Genomic DNA, 14,183 nt, shown 5'->3' with positions numbered 1-14,183 from the left:
ACGGGATTTTTCAGTCAATACGGTTATAGAGAGAGTGTATCGTACTCTTGGCATCCTCCCCACTCTTGTTGTGTGCGTCTGGTGACTTTGCAACCGTTGAGCCACCAGATGAATGATGGAAGGCGTCATAATGAATGCTATAGTTAAGTCATAATGACGAGGAAATAACTATGAATGCAGAAATCAGTCTTAAAGTTGAAAACTTTGCTCGTGAAGCCGAGCTGCCTGATGGCGTTTTCCATGACCCGCTGATGTTCGTTAATGTGGTGCGCAGCGGGATATCCGGCGCGATGCTGAAACGTGGAGCGGATGCCAGCGGGCTAAGCCGTAAGCTGATTGGCTCGGCACTGTCCGTCGACCCGTCGAATATCTCCCGTTTATTCCGCCGTAAGCATTTAACGCTGGAGCAGGGGGAAGCGGCGCTGGAGACGTTCCGCCTGTGGTTGAAAGCCATGACGACGTTTGAAGATGAAGCGAAGGCACAACTGTGGATGGAGAGCGGCATTCCAGCCTTTGGCGGGAAAACGCCGGCGGAAATGCTGGATACGCACAAAGGGCGTCAGTTGGTTGATAATGCGCTGAATCGTATTGAACACGGCGAATTTATATGAGGCTCTACCGCATCACCAAAGCGGTCTGGCTGGAGGCGTTTTCAGGGCAGACGGGTGTGAGCTTTCTGCACGGTGCGCGTTTCAATCAGCCCAACACGCCAGTGCTATATTTCAGTGAAACGCCCGCCGTCGCGATGCTGGAAATGGGGAATTATCTTCCTTCGCCGCAGTTGCTGCCTGCCAGCTACCGTTTGGGCGTATATGAACTGCCAGACGATGTTCCGCAAGAATCCATCACGTTAGACATGCTGCCTGAAGACTGGCAATGCTACCCGTTCATGCCGGATGTGCAGGCGTTAGGATCGCGCTGCCTGAATGCGGGGCGATCGCTGGTGATTTGGGTGCCAACCAGCACGGTTAAGCCGTTTGGCAGTATGCGTAATGCACTGATTAATCCGCTACACCCGGCGTTAAGCCAGCTACGCCTTATTGAGGCGATCCCGGATTTTTACAGTCACAGGCTGTTTAATCCGGTAGGGCATTAGGTTTGTGATGGTCGTGACGGGATCGCTAGGAACCCTATAATCAGTATGGAAATGAGAAAAATTCTCAACAAAGTGCTTTACAGATGATACTGATAACTATTATCATCATTTTCGCACTTCAGCAGTGGCTCCTCGCAGACACTGAAGGAGAGCACGACATTGCTCACATTGCTTCCAGTATTATTTTAGCCAGCCGACGTGCTGGCTTTTTTTTGCCTGAAAAATGACCTCGCCAGATACTTACTTTGCTTTCTATTTCTCTGTAAATAATTAATAAAATCAATATGATTGGGATTTCTCCTAAATTGTTGGCGAGAACAAAAATCTCCCTTATCATGCCTGTGCCCAAAATCATGGGTGTTCACAATGGAGATAAGGAATATGTGGATCAGAAGGAATCAAATCGTCAGGAAATTGACGTTAGGGGTGGTAACAACGGTGCTGGGGATGTCGCTCAGTTTCTCCGCATTATCTGCCACACCGGTGGAAACGCACGGCCAGCTGTCCATCGAAAATGGGCGACTGGTGGATGAACAAGGGAAACGGGTGCAACTAAGAGGGATGAGTTCACACGGGTTGCAGTGGTTTGGTGATTATGTCAACAAAGATTCGATGAAATGGCTGCGTGATGACTGGGGGATTAACGTGTTCCGCGTCGCTATGTACACAGCGGAGAATGGTTATATTGCTAACCCGTCCATCGCCAATAAGGTAAAAGAGGCCGTTGCGGCGGCGCAAAGTCTTGGCGTCTACATCATTATCGACTGGCACATCTTGTCGGACAACGATCCTAATATTTATAAAGCACAGGCAAAAACCTTCTTTGCCGAAATGGCGGGGCTGTATGGCAACTCGCCAAACGTGATCTATGAAATCGCCAATGAGCCAAACGGCGGCGTGACATGGAACGGACAGATTCGACCTTATGCGCTGGAAGTGACGGACACCATCCGTAGCAAAGATCCCGATAACCTCATTATCGTCGGTACGGGCACCTGGAGTCAGGATATCCATGACGCGGCAGATAATCAGCTGCCCGATCCGAATACCCTGTACGCGCTGCATTTCTATGCGGGTACGCATGGGCAGTTTCTACGCGATCGCATTGACTATGCGCAAAGCCGTGGCGCTACGATTTTCGTCAGCGAATGGGGCACTAGCGATGCGTCCGGCAACGGCGGGCCGTTCCTACCAGAATCGCAGACCTGGATCGATTTCCTGAATAACCGCGGCGTAAGCTGGGTGAACTGGTCGCTTACCGATAAATCCGAGGCGTCCGCGGCGCTGGCTCCGGGAGCGAGCAAATCGGGTGGCTGGACGGAGCAAAATCTGTCGACGTCAGGCAAATTTGTCAGAGCACAGATTCGCGCGGGGGCAGACCTGAGCGGTGGCGATACGCCAACCACGCCAACGGAACCGACCAACCCAGGTAATGGAACAACGGGTGACGTCGTGCTGCAATATCGCAATGTGGATAACAACCCTTCCGATGATGCGATTCGTATGGCCTTTAATATCAAAAATACCGGAAGTACGCCGATCAAACTGAGCGATCTGCAAGTGCGTTACTACTTCCATGATGATGGCAAACCTGGCGCGAACCTCTTTGTTGACTGGGCTAACGTCGGGCCTAACAATATCGTGACCAGCACGGGGACGCCTGCTGCCAGCACCGATAAGGCCAATCGTTATGTTCTGGTGACCTTCAGTAGCGGAGCCGGTTCCCTTCAACCGGGCGCGGAAACCGGTGAAGTGCAGGTGCGTATCCACGCGGGTGACTGGAGCAACGTGAATGAAACGAATGACTATTCATACGGCGCTAACGTCACGAGCTACACCAACTGGGACAAGCTCACCGTGCACGATAAAGGTACGCTGGTATGGGGCGTGGAGCCGTAATCGCACGTCGCTGACCTATTAATCTACTAATCCTGCGGGCGTGAATTCGCCCGCTTTTTCTTTCCAGATCTTCACTCATTCACTGCGATGTCGTGTTTCTTCAGCAATCCACGCAGTTGGTGATAGGTTAATCCCAGTAGCTCAGCGGCTTTGCGCTGGTTAAACTTTGCCTGATTCAATGCCCGATCGATTAAGCTTTTCTCCTGTTCCAATAGCCACGGTTTCATCTCCAGCGGTAAATTCGGCTGGCTGGTTGTCGCACGCGGCGACGTTTCCTGAACGGCGGGAGTTCGACTGAAGGGATTAAGAATGATGGCATCGAGAGGCTGTTCGCTATCGCCATGACGGTACACCGAGCGCTCAACCACGTTTTTCAGTTCACGAATGTTGCCCGGCCAGTCGTAAGTCAGCAGCGTCGCACGCGCGGCTGGCGTGAAACCGGGAAACAGCGGTAGATGCAACTCTCGGCACATCTGAATGGCAAAGTGTTCCGCCAGCAACATGATGTCTTGCTGGCGTTCACGTAGCGGCGGAAGTTGCACGACATCAAAGGCCAGACGATCGAGTAGGTCCGCACGGAACTTACCGCTGGCAGCCAGCGCAGGCAGGTCGTCATTGGTCGCGCACACCAGACGTACGTCAACCTGTAGCTGATCTCTGCCGCCGACGCGCTCCAGCATGCCGTATTCGATCACCCGCAGTAATTTTTCCTGCACCAGCATCGGCGCGGTAGCCAATTCATCCAAAAACAGCGTTCCACCGTCGGCACGTTCGAAGCGCCCCAGATGGCGTTTCTGCGCGCCGGTAAAGGCACCCGCTTCATGACCAAATAGCTCGGAATCAAGCAGGTTCTCGTTGAGCGCCGCGCAGTTGAGGGAAACGAACGGCCCTTGCCAACGTGGAGAAAGGTAGTGCAGGCGGCTGGCGATCAGCTCTTTACCTGTGCCGCGTTCGCCGATCACCAGCACCGGTTTATTCAACTGTGCCAGCTGCGACACCTGTTCCAGCACCTCTAAAAAACTGTTGGCTTCGCCCAGCAGGTTCTCTTTTTCCTGAAGCATGATGTTTCACCGTGTTATTTTTACTAACTATTAGCATATTTGACTAATCTAAGGAAAAGGGAAAAATAGTCAAAATAATACATTCCTTTATTTTCAGTTAGTTAGGTGGATTTTAAAGTTGGCATGCTTATTGATATATCTAGAACGAGATCGTGACTGCCTCGGCTGGTCACGATGATAAATCAGGCGTAATCAGACGCTGGAAATCATGAAGAGGATGTAATTATGGGTATTTTTTCTCGTTTTGCCGACATCGTGAACGCCAACATCAACTCATTGCTGGATAAAGCTGAAGATCCGCAGAAATTGGTGCGGCTGATGATTCAGGAAATGGAAGATACGCTGGTTGAAGTGCGTTCAACCTCGGCGCGGGCGCTGGCAGAAAAGAAACAGATTGCCCGCCGTATTGAACAAGCGCACGGTCAGCAAGAGCAGTGGCAGGAAAAAGCAGAGCTGGCGCTGCGTAAAGATAAAGACGATTTGGCCCGTGCGGCGCTGATTGAAAAGCAGAAACTGACCGACTTGATCGCTGTGTTGCAGCATGAAGCCGAAAACGTGGATGAAACGCTGGATCGCATGAAGCGTGAAATCGGTGAGCTGGAAAACAAATTAAGCGAAACGCGTGCCCGTCAGCAGGCGCTGACCTTACGCCATCAGGCCGCCGCATCATCGCGTGATGTACGCCGCCAACTGGATAGCGGTAAGCTGGATGAAGCCATGGCGCGTTTCGATCAGTTCGAACGCCGTATCGACACGATGGAAGCGGAAGCGGAAAGTCACGGGCTGGGGAAACAAAAATCGCTGGATCAGCAGTTTGCCGAGCTGAAAGCGGACGATGAAATCAGCGCGCAGTTGGCGGCACTTAAAGCTAAAGTTAAGCCAGCAGAGTAATTAAAGCGTAAACGCTATTGGGCGGGCTGTCGTTGCAAAATGGCAGCCAACGCTTAGCCCTCGTGCTCTTTGAGGCGTGTAAATAATACTAAGGAGATACAATGAGTGCGTTGTTTCTTGCCATTCCGCTGACCATTTTTATGTTGTTTGTGGCACCGATATGGCTTTGGCTACATTACAGTCAGCGTAAAAACAGTGCTCAACTGGGACAAAACGATATGCAACGTCTGACACGCTTAACGGAAGAGTCCAGCCGTATGCGTGAGCGTATCAGGGCGCTGGAAGACATTCTGGATGCAGAACACCCGGACTGGAGAAAATCGTAATGAAAAATACGTGGTCAGGTAAAACGTTATATCGCATACCGGAAGAAGGCATGCTGAAAGGGGTTTGTGCTGGTTTAGCGCGTTATTTTGACGTGCCGGTGAAACTCCTGCGGATAATCGTGGTGCTGTCGATGTTTTTCGGCCTGTTCTTTTTCACGATTGTGGCTTACATCATTCTGACCTTTATGCTCGATCCGGCTCCGGCGGGAATGGGATTTGAGGATGAAAAAACGGCCCGGACGCCCAGCCAATTGCTGAATGAGGCAGATGCGACATTGCAGGCCAGCGAACAGCGCCTGCGTAACATTGAGCGCTATGTCACCTCGGATACGTTTGGCGTTCAGAACCGCTTTCGTCACCTGTAATTTGTCATCGGTTATACTCTTTCGCTGACATTATCCACCGTACGACTTGAGTCGAGAGTGGATAATGTCGCGCTGCTTTTTCGCTGCAATCTCTATGATCCTATCCCACTGTGCATCGGATGCCAGCCGTTGCCTTCTTTCGCACTATAGCGCACATTTTGCAGAGGGATTAGCTTCCACTGACCATTACTGTCCTGCACGATTTCGCTGGCAATCGCACGGCACTGGTAACGTAGCGTATCGCTCTCCAGCCGAAATTCATATTTTTTGCCTTTCTCCGGGATAAAGCGGGTGGTAATCAGGCAGGTATATTTACTTTCGACATAGACATTTTCGATGGCCGTTTCCACCCCCGGTACAACAGGTGTCTCGTAGTAATCGATACTGTATTTTTCTCCAGCGACTTTTGGCATTCCGCGATCCTGGGTGTTTTGTAAAACCCATTCACTGGCGCGAATAAGACCGCCAGTGCGTTTGCCGTTTAATGTCTGATAGATACTTGTCTGTTCGGTATTATCTACGATACGTACCCATGCTGAATTAGCGTCTTGAGAGGCGGGGACAAAAAAATCATTATTTGGCATTATGGAACAGGCGGAACTCAAAGATGCAAGAATAGCAAGTTTAAATTTTAAGATATTTTTCACTTTATGTTCCTTATAAACAAGGCGTCCTTGCCTTATTATAACATCTTAGCGGTTTTAGGTATTATTTCCCCGGTAAACCATAATGCGCTGGTAATTGATAACCTTCAGGGATCTCAGGCCAGCTATTCATTTTCAATAACGCCTCACTATCTTCAGCTATGGCCTCGAAGAAACTTGAGAGAGTCATTGCGTGACTCCTTAACTTCAGTAAAGCTGATTGCATTGCCAGTTCATCATGTTCAGCACTGGCTTTTTGTAGTAAGTCAGTATGAACTTTCAGAAAATTTAATTGATTCAGGAATTGTTCATTCAGTTGCCCATTGTAGTCAATCGACAGGTCATCTATTTCGATAGAAGATGTGTTTTTTTTCTTCAATACTGCAATGAAGTTGTTCTTCATTAACTCAAAAAAGAGATCATTTATCATTTAGGCAGCCTCCGTCCTTCTTTAATCGCACTAGCTGTTTTCGAATCGTTGTAAGAGCCATCCAGGTTCAGAACTGCTTTGACTTTCCCTTTGCTGTCAAAAACTTCAATATGATCTTTGTGGAGGCCATCAAGGTAGTACTTGTCACCTTTAGCAATATGGTCGCCGACAGTCCCTTTCGCCTGATAAACACTTTGTCCCTGAAATATTTGGTTGGTTTTTTGCGAGCTAGTTTTCATCTGGCTGCCAAAGCCTGACTGTTTGAAAAATTCTCCCATATTACCAACAGCACCCTTATTTGGCTGGTACTTTGCTTTACCTACGCCAGTAATCGCACCCAGTGCGGCACTTGCAATCAGGTCAGCCTGTATCTGATCCAGACCATATTTAGCTCGCAGATTTTCCGATACGAAGTTACTGGAAACGACACCATCGGCATCGATCTGATGCATCCATAGAACAGATAAATCATAACTCATACTCCAGGGAAGGTCTTCGCCCATTGCCCGGTCAATTGCCTGCTTAACGGCCAGACTATTGGCAAGAACACTACCATATTTAGCCTGACAATTATCTGGATCGTTAGCGCAGTCGCTCATCAGCTGCTCCTGCTGTACGATGCTGAGTTGCTGATATTTCTTCATAATAGGGCCGCAATCGCCGCCCTTAGCCTGGCAGGATTTGACTTCAGCGACCCAGTCATCGATCTGCTTCACGGTCAGATAGTTATTATCCACTGCATTTTTGCCAGCATCATGACCATTCACCGCACCAGCAGAAGAGTCGCTTGCTACGCCGCCCGCCAGCATCGCCGCCAGCGATGCCAGGTTACTGATCTTACTCTTATCACTATCGGCCAAATCAGCAGTTGCGGTATCCGGGTAGAGATAGTCTTTGATTGCGCGCGCTGCAAGCTCGCCGGCTGCTGCGCCAACTGCGCCGGCAGTGGCATTACCACCGGATAGTTCAGCGATCACGCCACCCAGCACTGCGTGGCCAATCGCGTTCGCTGCGATTTGCCCGGCTGTAGGATTTTCATCAAACCCGACAGTCATGTCTTTAACCACGCCTGCCATGTAAGGCGCAGCGCCCTGAGCCAGCGCTTTCAGCGGATCGCCACCCGCTAGTGCGGTAATGGCGGCTGCCGCTGCGCGGATACCTTTTTCCAGGTCGCCACCTGCCTTATACTGCTCGCTGATATCTTTATAAGCCGCAGTATTCTGCACGCGGTCCCAGTACTCTTTGCGCGTCTCTTTCGCCTCATCCCACTCACCCGCAGCTTCGATCCCGGCACTGTTCGCCATGATCTGCCCTTGGGTAAGGGTGATATCCACGCCCTGATTAACCACGTCGCCAATCAACCGCAACTGGCTCAGACGCTGCTGTTCCTTCGCCTTATCAAAGATTGGGCTGATGCTTTGATTCGCATGCTCAACATCGCGGCTCAGCTCGCTGACATCCTGCTGCTGGTTCGCCTGGTCACGGATAATCAGCGATGACGGAGAAACGGCGGAATAGGTGGTGCCGGAGGCATTCCCATCGCTGCCACCCGCACCCAGACCATTAGCCGCCAGATTCTGTACGGCATTTTTCAGCAAATCCTGCGCGCCCAGACCGCCAGTGCTGATGCCGACGCTGCTGTGCGATACTTCAAACTCGGCGCTATTGTCGATATTACTGAAGCCCAGCGTGCCGGTATCGAGGCGGTTTTTATCTTCGCTGGCGGTGCTGCCAATCACTGCGCCATCCAACTGCGTGTGGTTGCCGACGGTGATATCGAAACCGCCGTCACCGGCGAAGATACCGGTCTGCTCCTGCACACTGTTATAGGTGCTGTGGATCTTATCTTTCGCCACGCTGGCGCTGACGCTACCGGTCATGCTGCCAAAGGTAAAGCTGGCGCCAGCCGAGCTGTTCTTCTGCTTCGAGTCATAGTTATTGACGTCCTGTTCGCTCTGCAACGTCAGGTCACGTCCGACATTCGCCACCACCTGATCGGCACTCAGCTGTGCGCCGCGCAAGGTGGTGTCACGTCCGCTGTTAACCGTCAGCTTATTCCCGGCATCGACAGTCGTTTCGGTGTGGGTCAGACCATCGCCATTTTCGTTACCGGAACCTTTACTGGCGTTAGCAAACACACTGATCCCCGCGCCGCCCTGACCAGCGCCGATGCTGACGCCTACGCCGCCGCCGCTGCTGCTGTTTTTACCGGTCTGCTGTTGGGTATTCTGCGCCGACAGCAGGTTGATATCGCGGTTCGCCGACAGCAGCACATCGTTGCCCGCTTTCAACTGGCTGCCGCCAATCGTCAGATCGCCATCGTCGCCATTCTCTGAACCGGTCGCCACCAGGTTGATATTGTTGCCCGCCTGCACGGTGCTGCCCGAGGCGCTGACTTCTTCGCTATGGCTCTCGCTCTTCGACTTCGAGGTGCTCAGCGACAGGCTGACGCCAATGGCGTTCTGATCCGCGGTATTCTGCGAAGCCAGCACCGCGGCCTGGGCGGCCTGTACGCCCGCCAGACCCGTTTTCAGCTTTTGCAGTGACGCCATACGGCCATCTTGCTGTTCATCGGCGGCTTTCGCGCTGGTGTAGGCGGTGTTCAGCGCACTGCCGATCGCGCCGGACAGCGCCAGCGTCAGACCCGCCTGTTTGCGTTCATAGGTGGTATCCGTTGTACTCTGGTTATTCGCGGCATCAATGGTGATATTGTTCGCCACCATATTGATGTCGTTACCGGCGATCACATCGGAGCCCTGCACGGCGATATTATTGCCCGCCACCAGACTGGTATCGCCATTGACGCTGCCCAGTGTGCTGTTGTTGTGGGTCAGCGCCGCAGTATCAGAGGTCGAACTCTCTTTGATCGAGCCAACAAAGAAGCCAATGCCGCCGCTGCTCATCAGGCCCGACTTGGTGGTTTTCTTCATCGACCAGCTGTCGCGGCTTTCTTCTGCGGCCGTGACGTTGAGGTCGTTACCGGTACGCAGTGCCAGATCCTGATCCGCCGCCACATCGCTGCCGGTGATATTCAGGTTGTTACCCGCAGTGACGGAGATATTCTCCCCGCCCAGACTGCTGCCGTTCGCCAGCGTGGCATCGTAGCCGGCGCGGGTGGTAGTGGTGCGTTTCGACAGGAAGCCGGAACCTTTTACTTTGGAGTTCATATCCAGATATTCCTGGCTGCCGGCGCTGCCGAGGTTGATATCATTGGTGGCGGTCAGCGAAAGCTGCCGATCGGCATTCAGTTTCGCCGCCTGAGCGTTAATATTATTGTCGGCATTCAGCGAGATATTGCCGTCGCTGGTGACGTCAGTGCCCTGTACCTGAGTCAGCGTCTGCGTGACGTGGTTATCTTTATCCCACACCACGTTGTCGTGGCTGCCGGTGGTGACGGTGGTCATAGTGATATCGCGGTTAGCAGCGATCTGCGTCTGGCTGTTTTCACCGGAGCTGACCACCTGCGCGGCCTGAAGATCGACATCACGGCCTGCCTGTAGCAACAGTTTGCCATCGTCACCCTGCACATACATGCCTGCCACACGGTCGATATTGTCGCGGCTGAAACGGTTACTGCCGTTCTGACTTTCCGCGTGGTTGGTCTCGCTGGCAACGGTGATATCACGTCCGGCTTGCGCCAGCAGGGTATCGGTGGCACGCACCGTGCCGCCGGTGTTAGTGATATCGTTGGTCGCTTGCAGCGACACGGATTTACCGGCGATGATGCCGCCGACGTTAACGATATCGTCGCCGGAAACGCTGACCAGCTGTGTAGCGCTGATACGCCCGCTGTTCAGCATGCCGCCGCTGACGCCAATGCTGACGTTCTTACCGGCCAGCAACGCGCCGCTGCCGTCCATATCGCCTTGCTGCACCTGTGCATACACCTGCGGTACCAGCACGTTCTGGGTAGTGCCATCCGGCATCTTCACATCCTGCGCCACCAGCCACACCATATCCTGGGTGATCTGTTTCATCTGCTCTGCGGTGAGCGCCACGCCAGGCACCAGGTTGAATTTCTTCGCGAAGCTGACGCCAGATTCCATCAGGCCCTTATACTGCTCTTCATCGCTGTTATAGTCGGCGAGATAGCGCTGGCCGACCAGCTCAACAATCTGCTCGCGCACCAGACGTTGCTCATAGAAACCATCGCCGAGGCGTTTTTGCGTGATCGACGGGTCGGTCTGCAACTGGCTCAGCATATAGTCGGAGCTCAGCCAGGTTCTCTGATTGGTGAAGCGCGGATCGGTTTCGATCAGATAGCTGCTGGTGGCATCCGGCAGGGTGGTGAACAGGCTGCCGGTTGGCAGGGAAGCATCCGGCGTCATCGAACGGATGACATCAGTGTTCTGTCCGGCCACTTCCACGCGCTGCGCAGCATACTCAGCCAGCGATGGTGCGCTGCTGGTTGCCAGGGTATTCTCCTTCATCACGCTCGGACTGAGGCTGATGGACTGGATTTCCGTTGGCGGTGTATAGGCGGAGGCTCTGGCTTTCTGGCTGTCGGTACCTTTCTTATGAATACGGTCCCATTCGATGACCTGGCCCACTTTTTCCGTCAGCTTCTGGCCAGTGACTTCGGTATTCACCAGTTCCTTCACTGCCGTCAGTAGGGTGCCACCGGCAATAATCTGGCTCTTGTCGTTCAGCAGCTTATCGCCGGAGAGCGAAATCTGACCGCCCGCGATGATTTTCGCCGGGTCGCTCTGGGCGATCTGCTCTTCGCTGATGGTCTCGGTATAGCTGTACTGATAGTAATGGTCGCGACCACACACCACGCCTTGGATACAGATATGGCGCACTTCATCTTTGTAGAAGCTGATGTTGTAGTCGTTAGGGCTGTAGTGGACGCCATTATTTAGGTCCACCACCATATACTCATCTTTCTGCTGCTGGGACAACTGCACCATACTGGTGGCGAAGTTGTCATTGATATTGTTCAGTGCGGTGAAGCTCAGCGCCATATTGCCCACAGATTCGATAGTCGAGCTGTGGTTGTTAATTTCGCCTGTCTTGCCGGTCGCCAGCGCGTCCGCATCCAGCGCGCCGCCGATGGCCATATCACCATCGCTGTAGATCAGGGAGTGGTCGCGGTTATTCAGTGTACCAATGCCCAGATCCAGACGCTGACGCGCCGCGATGGTGGCGCTGCTGTTATTTTCCGCCAGGTTATTCAGCGTCGCTGCGCTGAACGCCAGGCCGTCGCCATAAATACGGCCGGTGCCGATATTATTCACGGTGCTGGCGTTGATGCGGGTCAGCACGCCGTCGATCAGGCCACGGTTGCTCAGCGTATCGCTGGCGTTCAGCGTGGTCTGCTGGGAACTCAGTTCGCCTGTGGTCTGGTTGTTGATGTTGCTGGCCTGCACATTCAGCTTACCGCCTGCGCCAAGCAGTGCCGTGTTGATCAGGCTGTTGTTAATATTCAGCGTCAGATCGCCATTCGCGAGTGTTTTGCCGGTGTTGCTGAAGCCGTCGGCGAAGCTGAGATCCATATCGCCAAGCGACAGAATGTCACCGCTGCCATTAATCTCGCGGCCGCGGAAGGTCAACTGCTGACCTGCCACCAGACGGCCACCTTCATTGCTGATACGCAGATCGCTGCGGGTGGCTGCGGTGCGGGCGAGGGCACTGCTGTTGTGCTGATCGAGCGTCAACTGCTTATTGGCGGAGATCTGTCCCCGGTTGTTATTCAGCACCGGCGTGGCGATCGCCAGATCGCTGGCGGCGGCCAGCGTACCGTTCTGGTTATTCAGTTCACTGCTGGCCGCAACATCCAGCGAGCCGGAACCGGCCGCCATAATGGTGCCGCCCTGGTTATTCAGGCTGGCGCTCTGTACGCTGAATTTTTTGGCATTGGCGGCGATGCGGCCATTCTGGTTATCAATGCTGTGAATGCTGAGTTGCAGATCGCTGTCGCCGCTTTGCAGTAACTGACCACCGCGGTTACTGATAACCGGCATGCTTGCCCGCAGCGCATTGGCGTTAATCACGCCGCGATCGTTGCTGAGTTTACCGGCGGCGGAGAGTTTCAAATCGCCGCTCGCCAGCAGTTGCGCGTCGTCGGTGATGATATCGCTGCTGCTGGTCAGAGTGGCGTGATGCGCGGCGGTATCGCTGCCGCTGAGATCAATCTGGCTGGCGCTGGCGTTCAGATCGCCACCGGCCAGCGCCTGACCCCGGCTGGTCAGTTTACCGTTGCTGGCGAGTGTCAGATTGCCGCTGTCGGCCAGGGTGCCATCGGTTTTCATCCCGGCGGCAATGGCCGCGCCTTTGCTGTTGCGGATGCTGGCGCTGCGCACACTGGTGTTGCCTTTGGCGGCGATAAGGCCGCTGTTGGTCACCTCGCCGCTGGCGGTAGTGCTCTGATCGCGCTGGGCAAACAGGGTGCCGCTGTTGTCAACCTTTTTACCGCCCAGCAGCAGATCCTGACCGGCATTGACCGTACCGCTGTTGACGATATCGCCATTGGCGTTAATGGTGATGTCACCCGCCTGACTGGCAAGAATCCCTTTGTTGCTGACGCCGACCCCTTGTTCGGTCGCCACCAGACGGATTTTACCGGCATACATGCCGCCCAACTGGGCTACGTCGATCGCCAGCGTCGGCTTGACGTCGCTGTCCGCTACGCCGCTGGCTGTGGCCGTGCGGTTATCGGCGGCCACCTCGTTTTTACCGGTGGTGACGGTCACATCTTTCGCCCAGATACCGGCATTGACCTTCACGGTGCGGGCAATAAGGTCGGTGTAATCCTGACGGCTGCTGTCCATACCAGCGCCTTCCACCACTATTTCACCCTTGCCCACGCGGTAACCGCGCAGTTCACCGTTGGTCATCTGCGGTGTGCCGGTGGTCAGCGTGGCGCGGTTGGCGTTAATAAAGCCACAGCCGTCGCAGCTGATGCCCGCCGGGTTGGCGATGACCACCTGCGCCTTACGGCCTGCCACTTCGACATAGCCGTTCAGCTTGCTCGGGTCGCGCGAGTTGACCTCGTTAAGAATAATTTTGGCTTCGCCTTTCGCCAGCCATGGGTTACCTGCCACCCAGCCGCCCTGCTGGGTCTGTACCTGTTTGTGCGAGTTATTAAGAATCGCACCTTTGTTATCGACGTCAAACTGGGTGTATTTGTTATGCGAAACACCACCGGCGCTCGGCGTCTGGATATTGACCTGCGGCGTGCCGTTGGCGCTCTGCATTACATTCGGCTGCTGGCCGCCCGGGGCGCTCTTGTCGGCGACAATTCCGGCCGCCAGCGCCTGTGGCGCGAGCGTGACCAGGCCGAGTGCGGTCATGGTCAGGAAGGCGGTGGGCTTCATACGGCCAATCAGCTGGCTCAGCGTATGGCCGACGCCGTTTGCGCCGCTTTTACCCTGGCCGCGGTTGATTTCGGAAACCACCACTAACAGGCCGCGAGCCTTGTTGAAAATGATGCGATAGAGGTTCTTATTCACGAAAAGTTATCCCTGCTAAA

General features: G+C 53.9%; 11 protein-coding genes. 6 read left to right on the top strand and 5 right to left on the bottom strand.

Annotated features, from left to right (window positions below):
• Positions 1 to 170 precede the first annotated feature (170 nt).
• Together parS and KP22_RS06010 are read left to right on the top strand one after the other, a co-directional pair.
• Positions 171 to 611 carry a type II RES/Xre toxin-antitoxin system antitoxin gene (parS, locus tag KP22_RS06015; RefSeq protein ID WP_039323055.1) on the top strand — a complete coding sequence of 147 codons (441 nt, stop codon included), beginning with the start codon at positions 171 to 173 and terminating at the stop codon, positions 609 to 611.
• Positions 608 to 1,096: an RES family NAD+ phosphorylase gene (locus KP22_RS06010; RefSeq protein ID WP_039323053.1), complete on the top strand. Its 489-nt coding sequence runs from the start codon at positions 608 to 610 to the stop codon at positions 1,094 to 1,096. The genes parS and KP22_RS06010 overlap by 4 nt, the downstream gene beginning before the upstream one ends.
• Before the next feature lie 163 nt (positions 1,097 to 1,259).
• Here KP22_RS06010 and KP22_RS22350 read toward each other — a convergent pair whose 3' ends face one another.
• Positions 1,260 to 1,451 carry a hypothetical protein gene (locus KP22_RS22350; RefSeq protein ID WP_156107262.1) on the bottom strand — a complete coding sequence of 64 codons (192 nt, stop codon included), beginning with the start codon at positions 1,449 to 1,451 and terminating at the stop codon, positions 1,260 to 1,262.
• A 26-nt stretch (positions 1,452 to 1,477) separates the two neighbouring features.
• On the opposite strand from KP22_RS22350, the gene KP22_RS06005 reads away from it, so the two are divergent.
• Positions 1,478 to 2,995 carry a cellulase family glycosylhydrolase gene (locus KP22_RS06005; RefSeq protein ID WP_039299339.1) on the top strand — a complete coding sequence of 506 codons (1,518 nt, stop codon included), beginning with the start codon at positions 1,478 to 1,480 and terminating at the stop codon, positions 2,993 to 2,995.
• 71 nt (positions 2,996 to 3,066) lie between these two features.
• Here the strand turns inward: KP22_RS06005 and pspF are convergent, their stop codons facing one another.
• Positions 3,067 to 4,056 carry a phage shock protein operon transcriptional activator gene (pspF, locus tag KP22_RS06000; RefSeq protein WP_039299341.1) on the bottom strand — a complete coding sequence of 330 codons (990 nt, stop codon included), beginning with the start codon at positions 4,054 to 4,056 and terminating at the stop codon, positions 3,067 to 3,069.
• 225 nt (positions 4,057 to 4,281) lie between these two features.
• On the opposite strand from pspF, the gene pspA reads away from it, so the two are divergent.
• The 3 genes from pspA (at position 4,282) to pspC (ending at position 5,638) form a co-directional block, all read left to right on the top strand.
• Positions 4,282 to 4,947, top strand: coding sequence for a phage shock protein PspA (pspA, locus tag KP22_RS05995; RefSeq protein ID WP_039299343.1), 666 nt, complete (start codon positions 4,282 to 4,284; stop codon positions 4,945 to 4,947).
• A gap of 101 nt (positions 4,948 to 5,048) precedes the next feature.
• Positions 5,049 to 5,273, top strand: coding sequence for an envelope stress response membrane protein PspB (pspB, locus tag KP22_RS05990; protein ID WP_011093546.1), 225 nt, complete (start codon positions 5,049 to 5,051; stop codon positions 5,271 to 5,273).
• A complete protein-coding gene (gene pspC, locus KP22_RS05985) occupies positions 5,273 to 5,638 on the top strand; it encodes an envelope stress response membrane protein PspC (protein WP_039299346.1) in 366 nt (121 codons plus the stop codon). Before pspB ends, pspC begins: the two co-directional genes overlap by 1 nt.
• A 92-nt stretch (positions 5,639 to 5,730) precedes the next feature.
• On the opposite strand, the gene KP22_RS05980 is transcribed toward pspC, so the two are convergent.
• The 3 genes from KP22_RS05980 to KP22_RS05970 all read right to left on the bottom strand — a co-directional run bounded on the left by KP22_RS05980 (position 5,731) and on the right by KP22_RS05970 (position 14,163).
• On the bottom strand, positions 5,731 to 6,285 hold the full coding sequence (locus KP22_RS05980) for a hypothetical protein (protein WP_231566821.1): 555 nt from the start codon (positions 6,283 to 6,285) through the stop codon (positions 5,731 to 5,733).
• Positions 6,286 to 6,346: 61 nt separating this feature from the next.
• Complete coding sequence (locus KP22_RS05975) at positions 6,347 to 6,712, bottom strand: hypothetical protein (protein ID WP_039299347.1); 366 nt, start codon at positions 6,710 to 6,712, stop codon at positions 6,347 to 6,349.
• Complete coding sequence (locus KP22_RS05970; RefSeq protein ID WP_244880003.1) at positions 6,709 to 14,163, bottom strand: hemagglutinin repeat-containing protein; 7,455 nt, start codon at positions 14,161 to 14,163, stop codon at positions 6,709 to 6,711. The genes KP22_RS05975 and KP22_RS05970 overlap by 4 nt, the downstream gene beginning before the upstream one ends.
• Between the last annotated feature and the right edge of the window lie 20 nt (positions 14,164 to 14,183).

Source organism: Pectobacterium betavasculorum (genome assembly GCF_000749845.1).
Lineage (GTDB): Bacteria > Pseudomonadota > Gammaproteobacteria > Enterobacterales > Enterobacteriaceae > Pectobacterium > Pectobacterium betavasculorum.
Note: the sequence above shows the minus strand (reverse complement) of the source record. Positions and strands in the feature narration are given on the sequence as shown.

What these genes read in the sequence shown, in the direction of transcription:
- parS (WP_039323055.1), top strand. Translation starts at nt 171, where the DNA reads ATGAATGCAGAAATCAGTCTTAAAGTTGAAAACTTTGCTCGTGAAGCC.
- KP22_RS06010 (WP_039323053.1), top strand. Translation starts at nt 608, where the DNA reads ATGAGGCTCTACCGCATCACCAAAGCGGTCTGGCTGGAGGCGTTTTCA.
- KP22_RS22350 (WP_156107262.1), bottom strand. Translation starts at nt 1,451, where the DNA reads ATGATTTTGGGCACAGGCATGATAAGGGAGATTTTTGTTCTCGCCAAC.
- KP22_RS06005 (WP_039299339.1), top strand. Translation starts at nt 1,478, where the DNA reads ATGTGGATCAGAAGGAATCAAATCGTCAGGAAATTGACGTTAGGGGTG.
- pspF (WP_039299341.1), bottom strand. Translation starts at nt 4,056, where the DNA reads ATGCTTCAGGAAAAAGAGAACCTGCTGGGCGAAGCCAACAGTTTTTTA.
- pspA (WP_039299343.1), top strand. Translation starts at nt 4,282, where the DNA reads ATGGGTATTTTTTCTCGTTTTGCCGACATCGTGAACGCCAACATCAAC.
- pspB (WP_011093546.1), top strand. Translation starts at nt 5,049, where the DNA reads ATGAGTGCGTTGTTTCTTGCCATTCCGCTGACCATTTTTATGTTGTTT.
- pspC (WP_039299346.1), top strand. Translation starts at nt 5,273, where the DNA reads ATGAAAAATACGTGGTCAGGTAAAACGTTATATCGCATACCGGAAGAA.
- KP22_RS05975 (WP_039299347.1), bottom strand. Translation starts at nt 6,712, where the DNA reads ATGATAAATGATCTCTTTTTTGAGTTAATGAAGAACAACTTCATTGCA.